The following is a 23,055-nucleotide window of genomic DNA, read 5'->3' on the forward strand; positions in this document are numbered from 1 at the left end:
CATGAATTGCTGTGCCCCATTCTGTCGCTTTAACGAACTTTGTGAACATCTGGCATCTTGTCGAAGATTTTGTCTACGGCTTTCTCACCCTTCTTTGCGTTCTTATCAGGGTTCTTTGAAAGATCATCGACAGCCGTTCCGCGAAAGATCAACTGATGTGTCCGTGCGTCATACACGTCCACAGCAAGGGTTCCTACGGGAATGTTGTAGACCGTTGTCGTGGCTGGCCCTCCACCGCCCCAGCGCCCCCAGCCATACCATCCGCCCCAGCCTCCATAACCCCAGCCGGGACCAAAGCCGTTATAGAACGTGGTGTACTCCTGACGATTGCGGACTCCGCCAATCGCAGTAACGGCAAGATCGCCACCTTGCGGCACTTCACGGAATCCGCGTTCCGTCAGAGAGGCAACGATATTGCTCCGCAGTCGCTTCTCAACGATGCCATCGGAAGCATGAACGCGATACACAGAGAAGGTGTGGTACTGCTGAAAGTTCGCGTCGTGGTCATAGTCTGTGCGGACATCCTGAGCCACGGCAAAGCTCAATGATCCAGCTAATGCAAACGAAAGAGCAAAACGAAGTATCCATGCGGGTCTGCTCATGGGCAAACACCTCCATAATGGTTAGGACGCGCGTTATGTCCTTATGGGTGTTGAAGAATCACGCCACCGCGCATCTGAAATAGCATAGGTCTTCGTCTCACAAAGAAGAGGGAATCCGAATGTTGCGTGACCATAAAGCAGTTGCGTACGCGATCATGCGTCTGGCTCTTGGAATGAACATCTTTGGCCATGGCTTTTTCCGCATTCTCAGCGGTGTAGGCAACTTCGCGAGTGGGATGGCGCAGGGAATGGACAAGGGGCCGTTGCCACACGTGTTGACGCTGAGCTTCGGCTACTGCATTCCATGGATCGAACTGACGGTTGGATTGTTAATCATCCTGGGCCTGTTCACGCGGTTCGCCCTGGCCTCGGGTGCTCTATTGATGGTGGCGCTGACCTTTGGCACAACGTCCGTTCAGAACTGGAATGGGGCAGGCACGCAATTGATGTACAGCTTTATCTTCTTTGCCATGCTGTGGTTGGTGGAGGCAAATACCTTTTCAGTAGATGGTTTGCTGTCGCGCCGCAAGTGAGAAGCAGCCGGTATAATCGGCAGGAGCCCTTGCGGGCGTTTGGATAAGACCCTGATGGCAGAGATTGAAGCAAAGCCCGTTGCCGCTCCAGTGCCGGAGGCGTGGCGTAAGACTGAGGTAGCACGGGACCCGCAGCGCCTCCATCCCATGAACTTCATTGACGCGATCTTTACCGATCAGAGCGAAATCCACGGTGACCGCAGCTTTGGCGACGATGCGGCGATGTTTACCGGTATGGCTCGCTTTAACGGTGATGAAGTTCTGGTCGTCTGCAATCGCAAAGGCCGCAACGTAAAGGAGCGCATGCAGTATCGCTTCGGTTCTCCGGAACCGGAGGGCTATCGCAAGGCTCTGCGCGCCATGAAGATTGCTGAGAAGTTTGGCAAACCTGTGTTCAGCTTCCTTGACCTTGCCGGTGCCTATCCCGGTCTGGGCGCAGAAGAACGCGGGCAGGGCGAAGCAATTGCCCGCAATCTGATCGAGATGTCTCGACTACGCGTTCCGACGATCACTGTCATTACCGGTGAAGGTGGCTCAGGTGGAGCGCTTGCTCTGGCCGTTGCGGACCGCGTGCTGATGTTGGAGAACGCGATCTATTCCGTCATCTCCCCCGAAGGATGCGCTTCCATCATGTGGAAGGACGCCTCTAAGCGGCAGCAAGCAGCGGAAGCCTTGAAGTACACCGCTCCAGACGTCTCGCGACTGGGCTGCGTGGATGGTGTGATTGCCGAGCCCGCAGGTGGCGCACAAGCGAACCAGGACGAAGCGATTGCGTTGGTCCGTGAAGCGCTGGAGAAGAATTACGCGGAACTGCGGTCTCAATCGGTGGACGAACTACTTGCAGCACGCTACAACAAGTTCCGCAATATTGCTGCGTTTTACGCGACGGCCTGAGGCTGCCTTCGTCTAATACCGGAACCCCTCTGGGAAGGCGTACGGATGCCATTTGCAAAACACTCTCTGCACAAACCATCACGTCCAGCGGCGACATTTCTTTTGTCAGCCGCATGGACCGTGCTTTCGCTGCTTTCTGCAAGCGAATTGTCGCAGCTTGTGCCAGTGATATGGGCCGATTTTGCACGCGAGGTGATTGCTGCGCTTCTGATGCTTGGCGGGTTCTATGCCATGGCACGATTCTGGGTGCCTGACCTGCGACCGCTCAGCAGTCTGGGATTTGTACGCAGACCAGGTATCGAAGGAGAGTTTGGGCGCGGCATTGCGCTGGGGTGGGGCATTGCGATTGCGTTGGTCCTGCCAGCGCTTCTGACAGGCAATCTGTCCATGCAGTTTTCTTTCGATGGACAAACACTGCTGCGGACGTTGTTGAGCATCGCTGTTCTGACCGCATTTGCGCTGGTGGTGCAACTGGTGCTCTCTGGTTTGCCGCTCCGTATGCTGGTCAAGGCTTCGAGTCCTGGCTGGGCTGCTGCAGCGGTCATCTTCGTTGTAACCATGCTGGCCATCACCGGCACTGCATCTCAGGGAAGAACGCTACCGGTTATGGTGCTCGCCGCATCGATTTTCGTGGTAGGGTTTCTGCGGACACGTGCCCTCTGGTTTTCGCTGGGTGTTCAGCTCGGTTGGTCCATTGTGCTGCAGATACTGTTCGGTTCCAGCTCACCATATACACCGGTCACCTTCGGAGTGGTTCAAAGCGGTGCGGAGGGCCCCATCTGGTTTACTGGTGGCCCGTTTGGACCCGAAGCATCCCTGATTACAGTTCTGGTTCTGATCGTCGCGCTCGTGGGAGCGTTTCGCCTCACCAAGGACTACGCCTGGCATTACACATGGCAGCCGCTTGAGGGTGCTGGACATCCGATGGATGTAGCGCCGCCGGCAGAACATCTCCGCGAGGAGAAGCGCCAGGCAGCTGCTGCGCCACTGATTCAGATTGGCGGATTGCAAACGCCACAGGCTCCCTATAACGAACGTAGTGACCCCGCGTAGCTCTTTTTAGACCACCCGGCGCACCGGACTTGCATATTGGCATGTATTAGGTCTAGAGTGCGTGTCATCGGGGTGCCGCGTCATGCGTCACAGAATTGCCGCCGTCTTGCTTGGTATCACTGCCGCGAGCAGTTGCGCTCTTTTTGCGCAACAGACACAAACCGTGGGACCGCTACCGCAGCGAGATGTGTTTGTGGTTGGTCCGGACACTTCAGTGGGCGACCCACTTCGAGACTTCAAGCCCACGCGCGTTGAATACACGCAAGACCCCATGGACATTGGGGGCAAGCGGGAACTTGTGCGCATGCTGCTGATGGAGCAGGGATTCGCACACCGCTCGTTGCCACTGGGTGCGCCGGGGCTGGTTCTCCATGCAAACGGACGCCTCACGGTCGACAACGACAGCCTGAAAAAGCGCATGTTTAAAGACGGCATGAGCGCGGCTGCAGGCGATCGCATCATGGTCACCGACATCAACATCCTCGGAGATCGCATTGACATCGATATCAACGGCGGCCCCTATCTGTCGCATCGTTTCTTGCGCCATATCTCCATCAACGACGTACCGCTGGCGGGCGACGGCGTCATGGGTGAACGGCCCACGGGAACGCGCATCACGTTGTTATTCGAAGGTAAAACCCCGCGTGTATCCGCAGCAGAAGTGAAGGCGCTGTTGGAACCTCTTCTGGACTTTGGCTTGAAGACTTCAGAGCAGGCTTACGCGGATACGCTTCCTGATCCCATCCGCAACGCCATCCTCGAACACGAAGTTTTAGTCGGGATGAATAGGCGCATGGTGCTGGCATCGCTGGGACAGCCGGACAGCAAACTGCGTGAGCGTGCCGCGGAAAGCAGCGACGGAGAAGTCTTTGAGGAATGGATTTACGGTAAAACACCGCAATCGATTCGATTCGTACGTTTCCGTGGTGACCGCGTCGTCCTGATGAAACTGGCTGCGCTCGGCAAGCCGATTGAAGTGCATGATAAGGAAGAGCTTGCAGGATATCGCGACCCCGCCCTTACGCATGAAGTATCGCTCGGCGATGCAAAGGCGGGAAGTGAGGAAACGGAATCCAAGCCAAAGGGTCCTTCCTTACGACTTCCTTCTGAGAGGCCTGCGGATCAGACTGCTCCGACTCCCGCAAAACCCAAAGCAGATAAGGTTGCAGTGAATGATGCGCCTCATCTGCAATAGCTTCCTGCTGAGATAGAATGAAAAAGTTGCGCGACAGGGCCTGCGATCTCCACGTGGCTGCCCGCAGACCGACTCATTGTCAGTCGGGACCACTCGCGAATCACATTTTCCGGCGTAAGGAAGACGCCAAAGTGAAGGGAACTACCCATGGCGAAGATTGCCAAGACCGGTGATCGCAAGAAGGCGATGGACACCACCAAGAGCACGGATTGCCCGAAGTGCGGCAAGCCGACCCGTATCGTGAAGCGCGTGAAGGACCGCGATCGCGGCACTCCGGGCGGCATGTATATCTCCTGCTCTGCGTGTGACTTCTTCGAGCGTCTCTAAACAAGCGCTTGAACACAGAAGGTAAAAGCCCGGTTCTCACCGGGCTTTTCTGTTTTTGGATCGTGGGCTAGGCCGTCTCAATTTCTTTTAGGATGGCTGCTGCCGCTGCTGCAGGATCAGCCGCTTTGGTGATGGGGCGGCCTACCACCAGCATGCTCGCACCCCGGCGAATCGCATCGCCCGGCGTAGCAATGCGGCTCTGATCATCTGCCAACGTTGTGTCTGCTGGTCGGATACCCGGCACCACTAGCAGCGCATCCTTGGCTTTGCTGACACGAAGAATCCCAACCTCTTCTGGAGAGCAGACCAGACCATCAATGCCCGCAGCCGTGGCCATCTCGCCCAGCAAAAGCACTTGGCTTGCAGGCGACGCATCAATACCGGTGGCCGTTAGTTGATGCTTGTCCATGCTCGTCAATACGGTAACCGCGAGCAGGCGAGGCGCATAGTCCAGTTCGTCGGCAGCACGTCTAGCTGCTGCAAGCATGGCGGGCCCGCCCGATGCGTGCAGTGTCAGTAATCCAGCGCCACTCGCGGCGGCGGAGCGCACCGCACCCGCAACCGTATTCGGAATATCGTGAAGTTTTAGATCCAGAAACACCTCATGCCCACGGGCACGAATCGCTTCCACGATGGAGAGACCTTCCGCCAGATACAGTTCCAAACCGACCTTGAACCAGCGGATTTGGCCGTTGAGTCGTTCGACCATATCCAACGCTTGCGTGCGATTCGGGAAATCAAGGGCCACAATGAGGTGATCGGCTGGCTTCATGCCTTCAGTGTAGCGGCTATCCTGAAAAGGATGAATACTCTGCCACAGAAGACGGCCCTTACCATTGCGGGTTTTGATCCGTCGTCTGGTGCAGGGATTACTGCAGACCTGCAGGTATTCGCCGCACATGATGTTTTCGGCATATCTGCTATCAGCGCCCTCACTGTTCAATCAACATTGGGCGTGCGGAGGGTCGAGCCAGTAAATGCTTTGTTCTTACGCGAAACGCTAGAAACGTTGCATGCAGATCTGCCAGCGGACGGTATCAAGATCGGCATGTTAGGCGGGGCGGAGCAGGTAGCCGAGGTTGTTCGCTATCTCAGCAGCTACGAAGGGAAGCCACCGGCGGTTGTTCTCGACCCAGTCATCCGCTCATCCTCTGGTGCGCCGCTACTGGACGTGGATGGCCTGCGGCTGCTGCGAGACGAACTCCTGCCTCTGGTGCAGGTTATTACGCCCAATGTTGGGGAACTTGAGCTCCTGACTGATTCGTCGTGTGATGATGACGCCGGAATTCAATCCGCCGCAGAACAACTTGCGCAGCGGTTCGGGTGCGCCGTCGTTGTGACCGGAGGAGATCGAGAAAAGCCTGACGATCTTGTCTTGGCTGATGGCGTTTGGACACGATTGAGTGGAGAGCGTATTGAGACACGCGCAACGCACGGAACTGGATGCGCATTTTCTTCTTCAATGCTTTGTCATTTACTGCATGGCTCGTCCGCAGTCGATGCAGCGCGCAAGGCGAAAACGTTCGTAACGGAAGCCATGCGTTCAGCAACACCGCGCGGCGGGGGACGGGGTCCCATGAACCTGCTGTGGCCTATTTTGCGACACGCACCTCACTCATAAATCATCGCTGCGTGCCGATGAGAGTGACATGTCTAGCGCTGCCAATATTCTCGCCGCCCCCATGCTTCCGTGCCCCCAGTTTGCACCGAAGCTGCCATCGCAGCAGCCACAGCGTTCTTCGCCCGAACGCCGCAGGCCGTCACCGTCGCAAGGACGCGCATTGGAAATCCTGAGTCATGCCATTGAATACCTGGTGGATTCGCGGCTTTACGAGACTTGGGATTCGCCCGCCGATGCAAATGCGGTTCACATGCTCATGGCATGTTCTCGTGCTGTTTTTTCGGATTGCGAAGAAGTCATGAACTGGCAGCAACGCCTCCAGCGTACGCTGATCCGACGCCTACATTCCGTGCCCAACCCCACTCGCTAGGCAAGCGTCAGCTTGGTAAGCTGAAAGCATGTCGGAGCCGATTGTTGTTACGCTCAACGGGAGCGAACGCCACCTCACCGAATTGGGCCAACAGCCAACGGTTGCAGAACTCATCGCTTTCCTTGGGTTCCGTGCAGATCGCGTCGCATTAGAGCGCAATGGCGACATTGTGCCGCGCTCCACATGGGCAGATACGCATCTGATCACTGGTGACAGGATTGAGCTGGTTCATTTCGTTGGTGGTGGGTGCTAACGCCTTCCAGCGAGACTGTTTTGCAGCAATGTCTCCCAACGATCTCCGTAGGTTTCCCATCCACCGATATGCTTGACCCGCTCCAGTCCAGCGGCCCGCAATCGCTGCTGTAAAGCAGGATCCTGCGCGATTCGTTCCATTCGGTTCGTCAGCGCATCCACGTCGCGGATAGGGACGATAAATCCTTCCACTTCGTCGTGAAACAAATCTTCGCCGCCAGTATTTGTGGTGGCTAAGACAGGGCATCCGCACGCAAGTGCCTGGCCTTGAACCAACGCCAGACCTTCTTCAATGCTTGGCAACACTAGCAGATGACTGCGACTCATCATCTCTGCCACCTGCTGCTGAGGAAGGATGCCTGTGAATTCAACGTGCTCTTTAGGTAACCGCTCCAACACCGACGGAAACTCACGGCTCATCCCGCCGACTATACGCAGCCGTTTGTTCGGGTGACGTAACCGCGCGAAGGCCTCCAGCAGGTAGGGCACACCTTTGCGTAAGCCCACATTGCCGACGAAAAGAATCTCCAGGCGATCTTTAGGTGGGTCGCCTGTGGGCTGGAAGCGTTCCAATCGCACGCCGTAGGGGATGGTGTGAACTTTGGAAGCGGGTATGCCCATCTCCACGAAGGATCGCGCCGCGAAGCTGGATGGCACCGTAATGCCATCTGCCATGGCATAAATCTCTTCCTCACGCGCTGTATCGCGCGGGTCGCTCACCGGTGTATGGACGCCCCAGCGCCGAAATTCAGCGGAGACAATTTGTTCCTGGTACCGCTGGTGCGACGAGCCGCGGTCGCAAAAGAACATTCCGCCACGCTGTTGCAGCAGACGGCCAGCCTTCAAAGACGAGCCCGAAATGCCAATTAGCGCATCACAGTCAGGCAAAGTACGAGTCGTGTATTCGTCGAAGCTTAAGGCATTCAGATAGCCGGTTATATCTTCCACGGGGCGCGGTAGGAGGCCCGCACGCTTCATCAGGAATTCGGGAGTATGAACCCAAGGAAAGGTCCGAACCTTGTCGTGCGGCAAGCCTTCACGTTGAATCCGCTGCCAGGGCCAGGTGGAGTAGATTCGCTCTAAATGTCCTCGGCGATGAAGTTCGCGAGCTAGATCAAAGTGGTGAAAGACACCAAAAACTGTTTGGACAATTCGCATGCAGGCTTCACCGGATGGTAGCAGAGCTATCGGCGATGCAGTGTTCTAAGGGGTCGGGGAACGGTAGGAGTAGCGATCCGGGAGGCCGAAAGCCGCGCACCGCCATTAGGACGCAAGCCAACTATACAGAATATGCATTATCGGACGTAGTATATGTAAACGGCTTTTTTACCTAGACTTCCAGGCTCGCGTATTTCTAAGACCCCCCCGATTGCTATCACAATCCATCAAGGCACGAGCCCCTCGTCGGAAAACGACTCATCCAACATTGCGCCGCCGCGAAACCTGTAGAGCCATCGAAACGTATGTCACCGCAGAGATGCTGTTACAGGAAAATCTCATACCGGCTTGTGCCTCCTCGGATATCATTCGCATAGTGGAACATCTACTCAATCTGTTGTGGTTTACCGTCGTGAGCGTCCTCTTCGCTTGCACGGTTCTGTGCAACCGTCGAGGGATGTTGCGGTGTTCGCTTCCTGTGGCGCTTGGCGTTGTAGGGCTGCTGGCAATTGTGCTGTTTCCAGCTGTGTCCATGACGGACGACCTTCAGCGCGCCAAAATGGCTGCGGAAACTTCCTGGCAACAGGCGGATGGAGACATCTTTCCCGGATTACGTCCGGGAGGCGCCGCCGTTGCTGTCGCATTGCTTCCCTTCCTGCTTCTGGCAATGTTATTTGGCGCTGTCATGCGCCGGATGGAATCGCTGTTTCGCCGGCGTCAAGACTGGCCGATTTATGAGCTTGTTGCCATCCGCCCGCAGTCGCCGCGCCCGCCTCCTTCTGTCTGCATCGCGTAGCAGCATTTCGAATCTCATTTTTCCCATCTGGAAGTAGAAGCATCCGCAATCGTTGTTAAGCGCGGAGGAATCGATATATCTATGAAACGAATCTTGCTGTCTGCGGGACTGGTTTTGCTGTATCCCGCAGTGTATGCACAGGTGGCGGCATCTCCTCCAGCCCCGCCACAACCTCTCACACTGCAGCAGGCAGTGGACTATGCGCGTTTGCATAGCCCCGGCTTGCTGGGTGCTCAGGCACATCTATCCGCCATCCAAGCGAATGAAATCACCGCTGGACTTCGCCTGAATCCGAACCTTGTGGCAGAAGGCACACAGATGAGCCTGTCCAATAACGACCCGAATGGGCCGCCCTTTTATGGGGTTGGGTTGCAGCGGACTTTCGAAGTCGGTGGCAAACGCTCCCTTCGCATTGCGGCTGCAAAGGCCAACACCGGCGTTGCTTCTGCGCAGGTTGACGACCAGAAGCGCGGTCTTGACCTCGCAGTAAAGCAGGCGTTCACCGGAATGCTGCAAGCAAAGCTTGCGCTTACGATTGCCAACGATAATCTTGCTGACTACCACAAGACGGTAGACCTGATGAAGGTTCGTCTGGATGCTGGCGATGTAGACCGCACCGATTTCGAGCGCGTGGAACTTCAACTTGCTGGTTTTGAAAACGATCAGACGAATGCGCAGCTAAATCTGACGCAGGCCAGCGAACAGCTGCAAGTGCTGCTGGGCGAGCCGTCGGTACTTTCGACTTTCGACATCAGCGGTTCACTCGATCTTCCCGCGCTTGGCAGCACCGTGGAGCAACTGGAAAATGCAGCGCTGGCCGCCCGGCCGGATCTGGTTGCGGCTCAGCGTCAAGTGAACGCGAACGAAGCCGCGATTCACCTTGCCGACGCCATGGGTAAGACCGATCCGCAGTTCGGTGTGGAGTATGAACATAGCGGCACAGCCAACACCCTAGGCGCGAACCTGCAGATTCCGTTGCGCATCTTCGATCGCAATCAGGGCGAGAAGGAACGTACGCGCCGCGAGGCTGACTCGAGCCGACTGCTGCTTCAGCAAGCGCGCAATCAGGTCATCAGCGACGTCGATCAGTCTTATGCCGCGTACCAGGCGGCTGTGCAGCAGAATGCGCGCTACCAGCAGAAGTATCTAGCGGAAGCCGCGCACGTCCGAGACAACATTCAATTCGCCTATCGCAACGGAAACGCCACGCTGCTGGACTATCTGTCCGCATTGCAGGACTACCGTCAGACAAATCTTGCCGCGCTAAATGCGCAGGCCAACGCGCAGAATGCGCTACACCAGCTCTCATACGCTACGGCGACCGAGGTGAATCCATGATGAGGACGCGAAGCGTCGCCCTGCTGTTGTCTGCCACTTTAATGGTGACCGGCTGCAAGAAGAAAGAAACTCCTGAGGCAGATCTTCCTGCCTCAAACATCGTCACCACCACGGCGCGCAGCACCACGCTGAATGATTCGCTCGCGGTGCCGGCGCATATCGAAGCGAACCCCACGCAGACGGTGCATATCTATCCGCCGCTGTCAGGACGTATCGTCGAAATGAAAGTGGTTGCGGGACAAGAAGTTCATAAAGGACAGGTTGTTGCTCTGCTTCAGAGCGGCGATGTTGCCTCCGCGCGTTCTGACTTCGAAAAGGCAAAGACCGAATCGGATCGTGCTGATCGTGCATTAGCACGCGGCAAAATCCTGTTGGATCATGAAGTTCTTTCGCAAGCCGCATACCTCGAACTGCAAGCTACCGCGGCATCTGGCCATGCCGAGTTGGAGCGCACCCGCCAACGTCTGCACGAGCTCGGGTTTAGTGAGAACGGAACGTCAGATGTTGCGCCCATCACCTCCCCCATTTCCGGCACTGTGATCGATGTAGGCACGGCCAATGGTGAGTTGCAGAAATCGGTGGACAACGCGACGAACGGCATTGTCACCATCGCAAATCTCGACTCCGTCTGGATCGTCGGCGAAGTCTTTGAACGCGACATCGCGTTGCTCAAGCAATCAGAGAACGTTGATGTCACCGTACAGGCGTATCCCAACGAAACGTTCCACGGCAGGGTTGCCAACGTGGGCGATACTTTCGATCCAACAACGCACACTTTGCGTGCGCGTGTTGTCCTGCCAAACCCTGGCCATCGCCTGAAGCCCGCGATGTTTGCGAGTCTTAAGATTGCACGTCCATCGCAAAACGCAGTAGTCGTGCCAAACACCGCAGTGATTCACGATGGTGAAAGTACTGGCGTCTATGTGAAGGGCGCAGATGGCAAGTTCAATCTGCGACAAGTGAAGGTGGGCGCTGCACACGGCGACGACGTTGAGATCCTCAGCGGTCTGCAGGGCGGCGAAACCATCGTGAAGACGGGTGCCAGCTTCCTGCGCGCACCGGCGACAGGAGACTAACGCGATGTCTGCTCTCATTCGCATTCTTCTGCGCATGCGCGCGCTGGTTCTGATTGTGCTGGCATGCATGCTGGTCGCAGGAACCTTTGGCGCCATGCAGCTTGACGTCGAGGCGTATCCCGACCCCTCGCCACCGCTGGTTGAAATCATCACGCAGAATCCTGCCTGGTCCGCCGAGGAGATGGAACAGCAGGTTACGGCGCCCGTCGAAACTGCGCTGTACGGCGTGCAGCATCTCGATGGAATCCGCTCTATCTCCATCTTTGGCCTCTCCGATGTGAAGCTGTACTTCACCTTTACGAGTGACTATTTTCACGACAAGCAGGAAGTGCTGGATCGTCTGCAACTGTTGCAGCTTCCCAATGGCTTGCAGCCGCAGCTTTCGCCATGGTCACCCATCGGCGAAATTTATCGTTATCAGCTAACCGGCCCGTACACGTTGTACGACCTCACAGCCACGCAGGACTGGCTCGTGACGCGTGAGATGAAGCAGGTTCCCGGCATCATCGACGTCACCACCTTCGGCGGCGATGTCAAGCAGTACCAGATTGAAGCCGACCCTCAGAAGCTACTGGCACACGGTGTAACGTTGCCCCAGGTTACGGCTGCGGTGCAGAACTCCAACGCCAACGCGGGTGGCAACTACATCTCACTTGGCGAACAGAGTGTCAATGTACGCGCTGTCGGCCAGTTGCATACGGTGGACGACATCAAACAGGTCGTCGTCGCCAGCAATCGCGGCGTACCTGTTCTTGTTGGCGATGTTGCGGATGTGAAGATCGGTTCGCAACAGCGCATGGGCAAGATCGGTCGCAACCATGATCCTGATGCGGTGGAAGGCATCGTTCTGCTCAACAAGAACGAAGAGTCAATCCCCGCTCTGGAAGCTCTTAAGGTTAAGATTCACGATCTGAATCATGGCCTGCTGCCACCGGGCATGCACATCGACACCATTAGCGATCGAACCAATCTGATCGATCGCACCGAACACACGGTGAAGCATGTCATCATTACGGGCCTCGTGCTCGTGACTTTGATCCTGCTTTTCATGCTCGGCGATGTACGCACGACTATCATCGCTGCGGCAACGATTCCCTTCGCCGTGTTGTTTGCGTTTTCGATGATGGCCATGACAGGCCATTCCGCAAACCTGATCTCCATCGGCGCGATTGACTTCGGCATCCTTGTCGACGCTTCGATCGTGGTGCTGGAAAACATCCATCGCAAACTGTCGCGGCGATTGCCGGAAGACGATCTTGCCACCCTCATTATTGAGGGTGTGCAGGAGGCATCACGTCCTGTTCTCTTCTCCACTGTCATCATCCTGGTGGCATTCATTCCGCTGTTCACCATGGAAGGTGTACCGGGCAAGATCTTCGCGCCCATGTCGGTCACGTACGGCTTTGCATTGATCGGAGCGCTACTCTTCGGTCTGGTCTTTGCACCGGTGCTTGCAATGGTGCTGGCTCCGAAGGGACCACCGCCAGCACGTCCGGAAGAAGACGATGCACATGCTGGTGAAGGTACATGGCTGTCGAACTTCTTCCGTCATCACTACAACCGCATCTTCTCGCTCACCCTGCGTCGCTCCAAGTTTGTGTGGGGAGTCGCGATCATTGCACTCATCATCTCGGGCTTCATCTTTGTCTACGGAGTTGGTGGCGAATTTATGCCTCCTCTCGAAGAAGGCAACCTGTGGGTGCGTGCAACGTTGCCGCAGGATGTCTCCTTTGATGTGGCTTCCACCACAGTCGACAGTCTTCGCGAAGACTTCCAGCGTTTCCCTGAAGTGAAGCAGGTAGTCTCGCAACTTGGCCGTCCGAACGACGGAACAGACGTCACCACCTTCAACAACCTGGAATTCCTCGTTGATCTAAAGGACGAAAGCACCTGGCCTGCAGATGTCCATGGCAGCAAGGAGAAGTTGATTGAGCAGATGCAACACGCGCTCAGCAAATATCCCGGTGTCGTGTTCGGCTTCTCTCAGCAGATTCAGGACAACGTGGAAGAAGCCATGTCCGGCGTGAAGGGCGAGAACTCACTGAAGATCTTCGGTGACGATCTCGACCAACTCTCGAAGCAGGCTGTCGCCGTACAGAACGTGATGGAGAAGGTGCAGGGTGTACAGGACGTTGGCATCTTCAAGGTCGATGGCCAGCCGTCGTTGGTCATTCGCGTTGATCGTGCTAAGGCCGCACGCTACAACATTGCTCCTGCAGATGTGAACGCTGCGGTGCAGGCTGCCGTGGGCGGGTCGGCTGTCACGCAATTGATCGAAGGTGACCGTCGCTTCGATATCACCGTTCGTTATCCCAAGAGCTATCGCGATAATCCTGACTCGGTAGGCAAGATTCTTCTTCCCGCCGGCGATGGATCTTCCGTGCCGCTCAGCGAGGTCGCAGACATTGGCGTGCGCCAAGGCAGCTTCCAAATCTTCCGTGAAGCGGGCCGTCGCTACATTCCCATCAAGTTCAGCGTTCGCGGACGCGATCTTGCTGCGACAATCACCGATCTGCAAGCGCAGTTGAAACAAAAGATTCAGCTTCCCAATGGCTATACCTACGCATGGGCTGGTGAATTCGACTCGTTGAAGAAGGAGCAGAAACGACTGTCAGTGATCATTCCGATCAGCCTGCTGGCGATTCTGATCCTTTTGTATACGCAGTTCAACACGTGGCTGGATGCGGTGATCGTGCTGGCGACCCTTCCCTTCGCAGCCATTGGCGGCATTCTGGCATTGCTCATCACACACACATCGTTTTCCATCTCGGCAGCGGTAGGGTTTACATCGCTGACAGGTGTGGCAACGTTGGGTGCTGTGGTGTTCCTGTCCGGCATCCGTCGGGCACAGAAACGTCATGGTGCACGTCATGGCCTCCGTGAAGGTTGTCTTGATGAAATGCGGCCGGTTCTGATGGCATGTATGTCGGCTGGCCTCGGTCTTCTGCCTGCTGCTATCAGCAACGGTATCGGAGCACAGGCACAACAGCCACTGGCTCGTGTGGTGGTGGGTGGCATGATCACCACTGTCTTCTCCATCCTGTGCCTTACCCCACTGATGGCTCGAAGGCTTCCAAAGAACTTCGAAGAAGAAACCGTTTAAACCATTTATCGTCCGGCAGGCGAAGTCTTAAACTTCCCTACCGGACGATTTTGTTCTTTGCCGCCGTTCTTAGACATCGCCACAACAACATATTCGTTCTAACACCACTGGCTGGAACATCTGATTGTTCCAGCCAGTGTACGTATGCGTAACCAAATCCAGATACTTGAACCCACATTTCGCTACCTCTTGACCACCAAGAGGAATTCTGCGACCCTTTGACCATCAAGAGGAGGCACCTCTTGACGGTCGGGAGGAAGTTACGCATGGGGCAGCAAGACGTAGTTCAGGGCACTCTGGAGATGCTTATCCTGAAAACCCTCGCCCTGGAACCGACACACGGTTATGGCGTTGCCACTCGTATTGAGCAAGTCAGTCAGGGAGTTTTCCGCGTCAATCCTGGTTCGTTGCTGCCTGCATTGGCACGTATGGAGCAAGCCGGAAGCGTGAAGAGCGAATGGCGCAATAGCGAGAACAACCGTCGCGCAAAGTACTACAAGCTCACCGCTCGTGGACGCAAGGCGCTCGCAGCAGAAGAAGAGACATGGAACCGCCAGGTCTCTGCGATCGCTCGCATTATGACCAACGCCAAGGCCACATCTGAAGCCTGATCACTTCGTCCCGCAGTCACGAGGGCCCATCATGCCGATGCTTAGCAACCTGATCCGTGGACTAAAGAGCCTGCTGCGTTCTGACAACGTGGAACGCGACCTTGACGACGAACTACAGGGCTTCCTCGATGAGTCCATTGCTGACAAACAACGACGTGGACATTCGCCACAACAGGCTGAACACCTGGCACGCGTGGAAATGGGCAGTACCAACACCGTGAAACACCACATACGTTCCGTGGGATGGGAGACACACATGGAGAACCTGCTGCAAGATCTTCGCTACGCCATCCGCACGCTGCTTCGCAGTCCGGGATTTACCGCAGTCGCCATCCTCTCACTGGCACTCGGCATTGGGGCCAACACCGCCATCTTCACACTGCTACGTCAGGTAGTGATGCAACAGTTGCCTGTACGCAATCCCCAGGAGCTATTTGCCTTCGGCATAGGCCAATCCGGTGGAATCCTTGGCGGCGTGGATATGGGAACGGCCGACCTGTTCACCTATGACTTCGCCAGGCACCTGCAAAAAGACCCCGGCCCATTCCAAGGCATAGCAGCCTACAGCAGCTTTGCGCCAATGGTGAATGTTCGTATCCCCGGCCTCGCCAGTGCTGTTCAGGCTCCCGGCAAGCTGGTTACTGGCAACTTCTTCCAGGTGCTGCAAGCAGCGCCACTGCTGGGCCGCACGATTGAGAGCTATGACGCCACCGCTCCCGGTAGCAACGCTGTAGCCGTCATAAGCTACCACTTCTGGATGCAATCTCTGTCCGCTAACACTGATGCGGTTGGTAAGAGCATCACGGTGAACGGGCTTCCCTTCACCATTGTCGGTGTCATGCCGGAGCCATTCCATGATCTGAAGCAAGGTGCCCGGCAAAATGACTTTTGGTTTCCCGTTACGATGGCAAGCACGATCATGATGCAGCCTGACATACTGCATCCGGACCACTTCTTTCTGGACATGGTGGCTCGACGGAATCCGCAGAATGCTCTTAGCGCAGACCAGCAGTGGCTTGACCGTCAGATTCGTACGGAGGTGCGCACAGCAAGTGGCACAAACATTCCTCCGGCCCGCGAACAGGAGATCGAACACCTTACCGTACGCCTGACACCAGCAGACAAAGGCCTCTCGTACCTTCGTAGCCGATATCGCGATTCCCTGCTGATTCTCGCGGTCATCGTCGGGGTAGTGCTTCTGATTGCATGCGCCAACCTTGCCAACTTCTTGTTGGCACGTGCGATTGCTCGCCAACGCGAAGTCACCACACGACTGGCGCTGGGTTCCAGTCGTGGCCGTATCCTCGGCCAGAGCATTCTGGAAGCTCTGCTGCTATCGCTTACGGGCGGTGCACTAGGCCTCGGCGTAGCTTTTCTTGCGACACGCGCGTTGATTGCGTTTGTGATGCACGGAGTCCCTGCCAGCATCCTTAGCGCACATCCTGAGGCTTCGGTGCTTGCCTTCACCTTTGCCATATCTGTCATTGCAGGACTTCTTTTCGGATTGGCTCCGGCATTGCAATTCGCACGCTCATCCAACGCGACAACACTCGCACCCGGCGCACGAACATCTGCCAGCTCCGACGGCAATTCGGCGCGCTTCTGGCCGAAGGCGTTGATCACTGTGCAGGTCGTTCTGGCGCTTCTACTGTTGGTCGTCGCGGGCCTGTTCATACGCACGCTACGAAATCTGCAAAGCCAGGACCTGGGCTTTGAACGCACTCACTTACTCGTCGCTCAGATACAACCGGATATCGCAGGCTACACACCCGAACGTCTGCCCGCACTTAATCAACGGCTGTTGGAAACCATTGCTGCAGTCCCGGGCGTGCGATCCGTTGCACTCGCCGATGGTCCGCCCATTAGTACTTCCTCCTGGCGCTCCAGCTTCCATCCCTCTGGCTACACACCGGCACCACGTGAGGAGGTGGGCGCTACGCTGCGGCGCGTTACTGGTCAATACTTTGAAACAACTGGCAACGAGATCATTGGCGGTCGCAGCATTAATCCCACCGATACCGCCACCAGTATGAAAGTTGCAGTGATCAATCAAGCACTTGCCGATAAGTACTATCCGCATGGCAACGCCATAGGGCAGACGCTGCAGATTGATCTGGACACGCCCGGTGCATGGCGCATTGTGGGTATCGCTCGCAACTCACGCTCGCTCGATCTGCGTTCCGCTCCAGAGCCTTTGGTCTATCTTCCGCTCTTTCAACTCACCGGCACTGAAGGCAAAGGAACGCTGAACTCGATAGCGCCTACCGTGCTGGTCCGTACCGCTGGCGAACCGTCAGACATGACACATTCATTGCGTAATGCGATTGTCTCCGTGGATCCCAATCTTCCGTTGCTGCAGGTGCACACCATTCAAGAACATCTGGGTGATTTCACCAGCACTGAGACCTTGATTTCAAGGCTGACATTGGCCTTCGCTGTACTCGCGGTTCTTCTTGCAGCCATTGGTCTGTACGGCGTAATGAGTTTCAACGTGACACGGCGCACCAACGAGATCGGCATTCGCATGGCATTAGGCGCCAGCAACTCAGGAGTTCAATGGATGGTGCTTCGTGAATCTCTGCTTCTGCTGCTGGGAGGCCTGCTCTTGGGACTCCCACTCACGCTGATCACTGCACGCCTTCTGCGATCGCAGCTATACCAGATGAGTCCGTTCGATCCCATCGTATTTGCCGCGGCCACCCTTGGCATTGCTGCAGTCACCATCGTGTCGGCGTGGTTGCCTTCACGACGCGCTGCCGCCATCGACCCGATGGTAGCTCTGCGTTACGAATAAAAACGCAAAAGGTCGCCAGACCGTTTCGCGACTTTGATTTCAGGGATTTAAGCGGAAGGTGTGGCGGAGAGACAGGGATTCGAACCCTGGATACCTTGCGGTATACACGCTTTCCAAGCGTGCGCCTTAAGCCACTCGGCCATCTCTCCGCTTCTTGGCTATCTTAGCATGCTGAGGCGTGTCGCTGCTTGTCGCTCGTTTGCGTGTTGCCATCTTCCGCGCCGTAACCGTTAGAATGGCCGCGCATAGCATTCTCAGGAATCGAAGGCACTCTGTTCATGCGCTGGCCAGCTCCCACTTCCCTTGCTGCGATCGTCTCCGTCGCAGCCCTTCTTGGTGCAAGCCGCCCAGCGGATATCGCCTTTCGCGTGCAGATGATCGACCCTGGCTACGGTGAGACGGTGACCGTTGCAGACGTGAACCGCGACGGCAAGCTGGACATCGTTTCGGGAGAAAGCTGGTATGAAGCGCCCGGATGGACGAAACATCCCCTACGCTCCATCAACTATGCCAACGGATACATCGACAACTTTGCTGACCTTGCAATGGATGTCGACGGTGATGGCTGGACCGACATCATTCAGTTCAGCTATTTCGCGCACAATATCGTTTGGCTGAAGAACCCTGGCAAGGCGGGTGGCGAATGGAAAGCAAGCGAGATCGATAATAGCGGTCCTACAGAGTTCGCCTTTCTTGTTGACCTTGATAACGACGGAAGAGCTAACGAACTACTACCGGAATTCGATCGCCCCAATGCCCCGGCAGCATGGTTTGAGCACCGTGATGGGAAGTGGATCAAGCATGTTGTTGCGCCGCAGAGCTATGGCCACGGCATCGGTGTTGGCGATATGAATGGTGATGGCCGCAACGACATCCTCACTCCTAAGGGTTGGCTGGAAGCGCCAATGGATGTCCGAGCTGAGGGCTTTTGGAAGTTTCACCCCATGGACTGGGGATGGAAGTACATCCCCCCTTCGGGCACACCTGCGGATGAAGTGAAACCTTCAGCTGCCGCGCAGCGTGCCGGAGCACAGTTTGGCTACATGTACCTATTGGACATCAATGGCGATGGCCGCAAGGACATGGTGACCGGTATGGCACACGACTACGGCTTGGCATGGTACGAGCAGACCGCAGATGGCCATTTCGTTCAACATGTGATCGATAGTTCATGGTCCCAGGCGCACGCATCACAGTTGGTCGACATGAACGGCGACGGACAGCCGGACCTTGTAATCGGCAAGCGATACTTTGCGCACAACGGAGGCGATCCTGGTGAGCGCGAACCGGTAGGAATCTACTGGTATGAATGGCGGAAGGTATCACCTGCAACCGCGCAGAACGGCGGGGTGGAGTGGGTTCGCCACATCGTTGATTACGGAGGGCGGATGGGCGGCGGAGTTCAAACAGTAGCCGTGGACATCGACGGCGACGGCGACATCGACCTGATCAGCGCAAACAAATCGGGATTGTTTTTGGCAGAAAATCTCACCAAGTCGTCAACGAAAAACACACGCCGTTAGTTTGATCCACGAAGCAGCGGCTCTGATGGGTCGGCGTCCTGCCAGAGGCTTTTCAAATCATCTTCAGCGCGACTCGCGTTCGGATCGTCGCCCATCGTGCGATAAGCAGTCGCCAACCCTGCCTGTGCCACGGGATACACGAGTGTCCCTGTGAGCAGTGCCTCGCCGCGCCGTGTAAGCGCAGCTCTGAAATCCCCGATAGCGAGAACTTGCTGACCAAGCTTCAGATGCGACTCGCCACGAAGCAGCGTAGCCACGGTGGATTGTGAACTCGTCTTGTCTTCCTGCAATAGGTTTAATGCTCCCTGCGCGTCGCCCGTACTCCACAGCAGCGCGGCGCGGATCAATGTCTGTTGTGTTGGATCAGCAAGAGCATTGTCGGTGGAGTGCTTGCACCATGCCTGTGCAAGACCCGCATAGAATTTCGCGCCGTCACCTGCATTTGCCACAGCAACCGGTTCGTTGTGGCAGTGCCCAGCCATTGCTTCCATGGCGTCTAATCGTGCACGCAAGAGCAATGCGGACGAGGCAATCTCCGGCTGCCCACTCAGTCGTGTAACCGCGGCAGCACCAAAGCTGTGCGCCTCAGCAAGGCGGCCACGATCTCCCAGGTAACTCAGGTAATACCAACTGTCGTTAAACGTATTGGATGCCGCGGCGGTTGCAGCCCATTGCGTTTCCGCCGCACGGTCGCCCCGTAGATACGCGGCGAGTAATGCCAGCCCTGGCGAAGCCGCGTTTAAGCCTGCAGCCCTTCCTTGTTCTTTCTGAGCCGATTCATAGTGCGCTTGCGCGATCATTGCCTCTGTCGCTACTGATACGGCGATGCGTCCAGCAGGATCGAGTTCAACGGCAGTCGCCCCCGTGCTTTCAGCTTCCGCAGTACGCCCAGCTGCAAGGAGTGAACGCACCATCGCCACTTGAGCTTCTGGTTGCAGGCTGCACAGATTGCTCCAGGCTTGTGCGGCTTCCGTTGTCGCATTCGGTGTGTCTGCTGTTTCGTAAGTGATGCGATTTTGCTGGCAGGGACTCCCCTTGGTTGCGGCGGCTTTCAACGTAGCCGCTGCATGAAGGCGCTCTACCTCCGCGCCTGATTCGCGCAAGGCTTCCACAAGTGCGAGTCGCGCAGGTACAAAACCCGGATCATCTGCAAGGGCGCGATTCAACTCGTCAATCGCATTCGTTATCTGACCAGCCCGCAGATAGGCCATCCCTTTTGCGTACAGGCTTAACGCATTGAGTGAATTCGTAGCCTCGCTGGCCAACGGCACAGTATTCGCGGCCGCTTGATCCGGGCTTTCTCCAAGATGCGTTCGCAGCGCTACAGCAAGGCGGCTCAGTGCGTTTGGAATCTCCACTGCGGACGAGGCATCTACGTCTTCTGTCGCCAGATTCCCGCTGTCTGATGTCCGCAGTATCTCCGCGTGGATGTGATAACTGTTGCCATCGCGCGAGATATTGCCGGTCAGATACGCATCTGCACCACTTCGCCGTGCGATATCCAGTCCGTCAACATCATTCGAATTCAGCGCAGGCGCATATCCCGTCACATGTAGCGAAGGCATTTCGCGCAACAGAATCTGCATGGCAATCGCAGGAACATCCTGCAGAACGTTATCGCCGGTGTTGTTATCAAACCGCGTCACCTGCAATCCCGTGCTGACCACACCTTGCCCACCAACCGCACTCCCGCGCTGACGCAGGAACAGAAAAACACCCACTGCTGCCAAAATGACTGCTACTGCCGTGGCCGGAATCCACCAGCGTACGCCTCCGTCCACGGCCTCATGCTCAGACAAAGAAGTGGAAGTAAGAGCTGGCTCACGTACCGCATCTCTTAATGCAGAAGTCCTCGACGCGGTATGTAAAGCGGATGCTCTGCTGCCCGACGGCGCATGTCCACGTACGCTCCTTGCAGTCGGATCAGACACCGTTATGGGATCACGAGATAGTCGGGCAGAAGAAGCGGCGCGGGCATGCGAGGAAGTTGATACCGGCTTCGAATTGCTGCGCGGCCAAGAACCTGAAGGTTCCTTCAACCTTCGCAGTTCCTCAAGTAACGCGTTTGCAGAAGGAATACGATTCTCGCGCTTCTTTTGCAGAAGGTGCCGAATGATGGAGTCCATCCCCGGCGACAATTCCGTATTGACCTTACGGGGTGGGATCGGATCGGACCCTAGCAGCTCCGAAAACACAACAGCGCTGGTTGCACCGCGAAACGGAACGTCACCGGTCGCCAATTCATACAAGACTGCGCCCAGCGAGAACAAATCGGAACGAGGATCTAAATCTTCTCCGCGTGCCTGCTCGGGCGACATGTATTCCACTGTGCCTACGGTTGCACCAGTACGCGTCAGCCCCGAAGGTCCAAGCAGAATCCGATCGTGCTCCACCTTCGCCAGGCCGAAGTCCAATACCTTGAGCTGCGGCTCGCCATGAGGGCCATCCACCAGGAAAAGGTTCGCCGGCTTAATGTCACGGTGCACAATTCCCTTCGCATGCGCCGCAGCCAAAGCTTGCGCTGCTTGCGTAGCAATTGAGATCAGTTCCTCCTCTGACACAGGCACGCCATCGTGCAATCGATCCTTGATCGACTCACCATGCAGCAGTTCCATCACCAAGTACGGATCGCCATCCTGCTCGCCAATGTCGAAGATGGTGGAAATGTTCGGATGATTCAGCGAGGAAACGGCGCGGGCCTCGCGCAGAAAGCGCTCGCGTGCACCAGCCATTTCCAGGTTGCGATGCAACACCTTGATGGCAACGTCGCGCTCCAGTCGACGATCCCGAGCACGATACACCGCTCCCATGCCACCAGAGCCAATCTGTTCAAGTACGACGTAGGGCCCGTACTGTCGTGGGCCGAGACCCTCCATCTGATTCCCTTTCCCCATTGGAATGCGAATCGGAAAGTATCACTGGAAGCTAGAGCTTCCGCGACACTTATCCCCTAGCCCACGGGCCAATCATATACTGTAGATGCGTCGCAACTCCCTGCTGCGATGGCAATTTCCACCCCAAAGTCTCCCTCCTTTGTGTGAGGCGAAATCGACCGTTCATGAACGCTTTCAATCCTTCAGCTTTCTGTCCCTCGCCCTCGCCGCAGGTCCTCATGATCGATGCGGACGACACACTGTGGGAGAACAATATCTACTTTGAACGCGCCATCGAACAGTTCATACGCATCGTTGATCACGCAGAGCTGAACGATGCAGAAGTACGTTCGGCTTTCGATGCACTGGAAGCCTCTCGCGTGCACTCGCACGGTTATGGCACCAAAGCCTTCCATCACTCGTTGCTTGCCAGCTACGAACATCTCACCGGCTCGATATGCACCAACGAGATTGCAACTCAGCTTGCAGGCTGCGCGGAGAGTATTCGTTCAGCAGATCTCACTCTGCTGGATGGCGTACAGGAGACGCTTCCCCGTCTCTTTGAGAGGCACACCGTGATTCTGGTCACCAAAGGCGACCATGAAGAACAGCACGGCAAGCTATTGCGTTCTGGACTTGCCGATCACTTCCACCATGTAGAAGTACTGCATGAAAAACACACCGCAGCATACGAAACACTGTTGCAACGCTACGACTGCGACCCCGCCCATTCCTGGATGATTGGCAACAGTCCGCGCAGCGATACCAACCCCGCACTCGCTGCCGGAATGCACGCTGTATACCTTCCGCATCCCAGCACTTGGGTTCTGGAACGCGAACCCATTGGAAGCCCAAAGGCCGGCCGACGACTGTTGCATCTGGCAAACTTTCGAGAGCTTTTGCACCATTTTGGGTGAAGCCATTTCTCTGCTATAC

The 23,055-nt window shown here is 56.3% G+C and carries 20 protein-coding genes and 1 tRNA gene; 16 read left to right on the forward strand and 5 right to left on the reverse strand.

All coding sequences use genetic code 11. The features are described 5' to 3' along the window. Positions 1-29 precede the first annotated feature (29 nt). Complete coding sequence (locus BLT38_RS08025; RefSeq protein ID WP_083344697.1) at positions 30-602, reverse strand: DUF4136 domain-containing protein; 573 nt, start codon at positions 600-602, stop codon at positions 30-32. Positions 603-721: 119 nt separating this feature from the next. On the opposite strand from BLT38_RS08025, the gene BLT38_RS08030 reads away from it, so the two are divergent. The 5 genes from BLT38_RS08030 to BLT38_RS08050 all read left to right on the forward strand — a co-directional run bounded on the left by BLT38_RS08030 (position 722) and on the right by BLT38_RS08050 (position 4,604). Continuing rightward, complete coding sequence (locus tag BLT38_RS08030) at positions 722-1,135, forward strand: DoxX family protein (RefSeq protein WP_083344698.1); 414 nt, start codon at positions 722-724, stop codon at positions 1,133-1,135. A 54-nt stretch (positions 1,136-1,189) separates the two neighbouring features. Further along, positions 1,190-2,029 carry an acetyl-CoA carboxylase carboxyltransferase subunit alpha gene (locus tag BLT38_RS08035; protein WP_083344699.1) on the forward strand — a complete coding sequence of 280 codons (840 nt, stop codon included), beginning with the start codon at positions 1,190-1,192 and terminating at the stop codon, positions 2,027-2,029. A gap of 45 nt (positions 2,030-2,074) precedes the next feature. Then, positions 2,075-3,082: a hypothetical protein gene (locus BLT38_RS08040; protein WP_083344700.1), complete on the forward strand. Its 1,008-nt coding sequence runs from the start codon at positions 2,075-2,077 to the stop codon at positions 3,080-3,082. A gap of 82 nt (positions 3,083-3,164) precedes the next feature. Next, positions 3,165-4,277 (forward strand): DUF2845 domain-containing protein, encoded by a 1,113-nt coding sequence (locus BLT38_RS08045; RefSeq protein ID WP_231966823.1) that lies wholly within the window; start codon positions 3,165-3,167, stop codon positions 4,275-4,277. Between the two features lie 147 nt (positions 4,278-4,424). After that, positions 4,425-4,604, forward strand: coding sequence for a hypothetical protein (locus BLT38_RS08050; protein ID WP_047487345.1), 180 nt, complete (start codon positions 4,425-4,427; stop codon positions 4,602-4,604). A gap of 67 nt (positions 4,605-4,671) precedes the next feature. Here the strand turns inward: BLT38_RS08050 and pyrF are convergent, their stop codons facing one another. Continuing rightward, the gene (pyrF, locus tag BLT38_RS08055; protein ID WP_083344701.1) at positions 4,672-5,376 is read right to left on the reverse strand and encodes an orotidine-5'-phosphate decarboxylase; all 705 of its coding nucleotides are present in this window, start codon (positions 5,374-5,376) and stop codon (positions 4,672-4,674) included. A gap of 30 nt (positions 5,377-5,406) precedes the next feature. Between pyrF and thiD the strand changes: the two genes are divergently transcribed. From thiD to thiS, 3 genes are read left to right on the forward strand one after another with little or no spacing between them, the layout of a single operon-like run. Beyond that, positions 5,407-6,225: a bifunctional hydroxymethylpyrimidine kinase/phosphomethylpyrimidine kinase gene (gene thiD, locus BLT38_RS08060; protein ID WP_083344702.1), complete on the forward strand. Its 819-nt coding sequence runs from the start codon at positions 5,407-5,409 to the stop codon at positions 6,223-6,225. Positions 6,226-6,253: 28 nt separating this feature from the next. Then, positions 6,254-6,595, forward strand: a complete 342-nt coding sequence (locus tag BLT38_RS08065) for a hypothetical protein (protein WP_083344703.1) — start codon at positions 6,254-6,256, stop codon at positions 6,593-6,595. 28 nt (positions 6,596-6,623) lie between these two features. Next, a complete protein-coding gene (gene thiS, locus BLT38_RS08070; protein WP_083344704.1) occupies positions 6,624-6,848 on the forward strand; it encodes a sulfur carrier protein ThiS in 225 nt (74 codons plus the stop codon). Here thiS and BLT38_RS08075 read toward each other — a convergent pair. Next, positions 6,845-8,005, reverse strand: coding sequence for a glycosyltransferase (locus BLT38_RS08075; RefSeq protein WP_083344705.1), 1,161 nt, complete (start codon positions 8,003-8,005; stop codon positions 6,845-6,847). The two genes, thiS and BLT38_RS08075, sit on opposite strands and share 4 nt — an antisense overlap. 268 nt (positions 8,006-8,273) lie before the next feature. Here BLT38_RS08075 and BLT38_RS08080 point away from each other — a divergent pair, with 268 nt between their 5' ends. From BLT38_RS08080 to BLT38_RS08105, 6 genes are all read left to right on the forward strand, one after another. After that, positions 8,274-8,801: a hypothetical protein gene (locus tag BLT38_RS08080; RefSeq protein WP_156785053.1), complete on the forward strand. Its 528-nt coding sequence runs from the start codon at positions 8,274-8,276 to the stop codon at positions 8,799-8,801. An 81-nt stretch (positions 8,802-8,882) separates the two neighbouring features. Then, positions 8,883-10,139, forward strand: coding sequence for a TolC family protein (locus BLT38_RS08085; RefSeq protein ID WP_083344707.1), 1,257 nt, complete (start codon positions 8,883-8,885; stop codon positions 10,137-10,139). Continuing rightward, positions 10,136-11,215: an efflux RND transporter periplasmic adaptor subunit gene (locus BLT38_RS08090; protein WP_083344708.1), complete on the forward strand. Its 1,080-nt coding sequence runs from the start codon at positions 10,136-10,138 to the stop codon at positions 11,213-11,215. The genes BLT38_RS08085 and BLT38_RS08090 overlap by 4 nt, the downstream gene beginning before the upstream one ends. Positions 11,216-11,219: 4 nt before the next feature. Continuing rightward, on the forward strand, positions 11,220-14,318 hold the full coding sequence (locus BLT38_RS08095; RefSeq protein WP_083344709.1) for an efflux RND transporter permease subunit: 3,099 nt from the start codon (positions 11,220-11,222) through the stop codon (positions 14,316-14,318). A 266-nt stretch (positions 14,319-14,584) separates the two neighbouring features. Then, on the forward strand, positions 14,585-14,929 hold the full coding sequence (locus BLT38_RS08100) for a PadR family transcriptional regulator (protein ID WP_083344710.1): 345 nt from the start codon (positions 14,585-14,587) through the stop codon (positions 14,927-14,929). A 31-nt stretch (positions 14,930-14,960) separates the two neighbouring features. Then, positions 14,961-17,723: an ABC transporter permease gene (locus tag BLT38_RS08105; protein WP_083344711.1), complete on the forward strand. Its 2,763-nt coding sequence runs from the start codon at positions 14,961-14,963 to the stop codon at positions 17,721-17,723. Between the two features lie 61 nt (positions 17,724-17,784). On the opposite strand, the gene BLT38_RS08110 is transcribed toward BLT38_RS08105, so the two are convergent. Beyond that, a tRNA-Ser gene (locus BLT38_RS08110) sits at positions 17,785-17,872 on the reverse strand. Positions 17,873-18,001: 129 nt separating this feature from the next. Here BLT38_RS08110 and BLT38_RS08115 point away from each other — a divergent pair. Next, complete coding sequence (locus BLT38_RS08115; RefSeq protein ID WP_083344712.1) at positions 18,002-19,246, forward strand: FG-GAP repeat domain-containing protein; 1,245 nt, start codon at positions 18,002-18,004, stop codon at positions 19,244-19,246. Here BLT38_RS08115 and BLT38_RS08120 read toward each other — a convergent pair. Continuing rightward, entirely contained in the window at positions 19,243-22,122 is a 2,880-nt protein-coding gene (locus tag BLT38_RS08120; RefSeq protein WP_172838187.1) for a serine/threonine-protein kinase, read from the reverse strand. The two genes, BLT38_RS08115 and BLT38_RS08120, sit on opposite strands and share 4 nt — an antisense overlap. A gap of 182 nt (positions 22,123-22,304) precedes the next feature. On the opposite strand from BLT38_RS08120, the gene BLT38_RS08125 reads away from it, so the two are divergent. Then, positions 22,305-23,036 (forward strand): HAD family hydrolase, encoded by a 732-nt coding sequence (locus BLT38_RS08125; RefSeq protein WP_083344714.1) that lies wholly within the window; start codon positions 22,305-22,307, stop codon positions 23,034-23,036. Positions 23,037-23,055: the final 19 nt, after the last annotated feature.

The sequence above is a fragment of the Terriglobus roseus genome (assembly GCF_900102185.1).
GTDB lineage: Bacteria > Acidobacteriota > Terriglobia > Terriglobales > Acidobacteriaceae > Terriglobus > Terriglobus roseus_A.

Coding starts and splice junctions, on each gene's coding strand:
- BLT38_RS08040 (WP_083344700.1), top strand. CDS start 2,075: ATGCCATTTGCAAAACACTCTCTGCACAAACCATCACGTCCAGCGGCG.
- BLT38_RS08045 (WP_231966823.1), top strand. CDS start 3,165: ATGCGTCACAGAATTGCCGCCGTCTTGCTTGGTATCACTGCCGCGAGC.
- BLT38_RS08085 (WP_083344707.1), top strand. CDS start 8,883: ATGAAACGAATCTTGCTGTCTGCGGGACTGGTTTTGCTGTATCCCGCA.
- BLT38_RS08100 (WP_083344710.1), top strand. CDS start 14,585: ATGGGGCAGCAAGACGTAGTTCAGGGCACTCTGGAGATGCTTATCCTG.
- BLT38_RS08115 (WP_083344712.1), top strand. CDS start 18,002: ATGCGCTGGCCAGCTCCCACTTCCCTTGCTGCGATCGTCTCCGTCGCA.
- thiS (WP_083344704.1), top strand. CDS start 6,624: ATGTCGGAGCCGATTGTTGTTACGCTCAACGGGAGCGAACGCCACCTC.
- BLT38_RS08105 (WP_083344711.1), top strand. CDS start 14,961: ATGCCGATGCTTAGCAACCTGATCCGTGGACTAAAGAGCCTGCTGCGT.
- BLT38_RS08025 (WP_083344697.1), bottom strand. CDS start 602: ATGAGCAGACCCGCATGGATACTTCGTTTTGCTCTTTCGTTTGCATTA.
- BLT38_RS08030 (WP_083344698.1), top strand. CDS start 722: ATGTTGCGTGACCATAAAGCAGTTGCGTACGCGATCATGCGTCTGGCT.
- BLT38_RS08095 (WP_083344709.1), top strand. CDS start 11,220: ATGTCTGCTCTCATTCGCATTCTTCTGCGCATGCGCGCGCTGGTTCTG.
- BLT38_RS08065 (WP_083344703.1), top strand. CDS start 6,254: ATGTCTAGCGCTGCCAATATTCTCGCCGCCCCCATGCTTCCGTGCCCC.
- BLT38_RS08125 (WP_083344714.1), top strand. CDS start 22,305: ATGAACGCTTTCAATCCTTCAGCTTTCTGTCCCTCGCCCTCGCCGCAG.
- BLT38_RS08035 (WP_083344699.1), top strand. CDS start 1,190: ATGGCAGAGATTGAAGCAAAGCCCGTTGCCGCTCCAGTGCCGGAGGCG.
- BLT38_RS08090 (WP_083344708.1), top strand. CDS start 10,136: ATGATGAGGACGCGAAGCGTCGCCCTGCTGTTGTCTGCCACTTTAATG.
- BLT38_RS08075 (WP_083344705.1), bottom strand. CDS start 8,005: ATGCGAATTGTCCAAACAGTTTTTGGTGTCTTTCACCACTTTGATCTA.
- thiD (WP_083344702.1), top strand. CDS start 5,407: ATGAATACTCTGCCACAGAAGACGGCCCTTACCATTGCGGGTTTTGAT.
- pyrF (WP_083344701.1), bottom strand. CDS start 5,376: ATGAAGCCAGCCGATCACCTCATTGTGGCCCTTGATTTCCCGAATCGC.
- BLT38_RS08120 (WP_172838187.1), bottom strand. CDS start 22,122: ATGGAGGGTCTCGGCCCACGACAGTACGGGCCCTACGTCGTACTTGAA.
- BLT38_RS08050 (WP_047487345.1), top strand. CDS start 4,425: ATGGCGAAGATTGCCAAGACCGGTGATCGCAAGAAGGCGATGGACACC.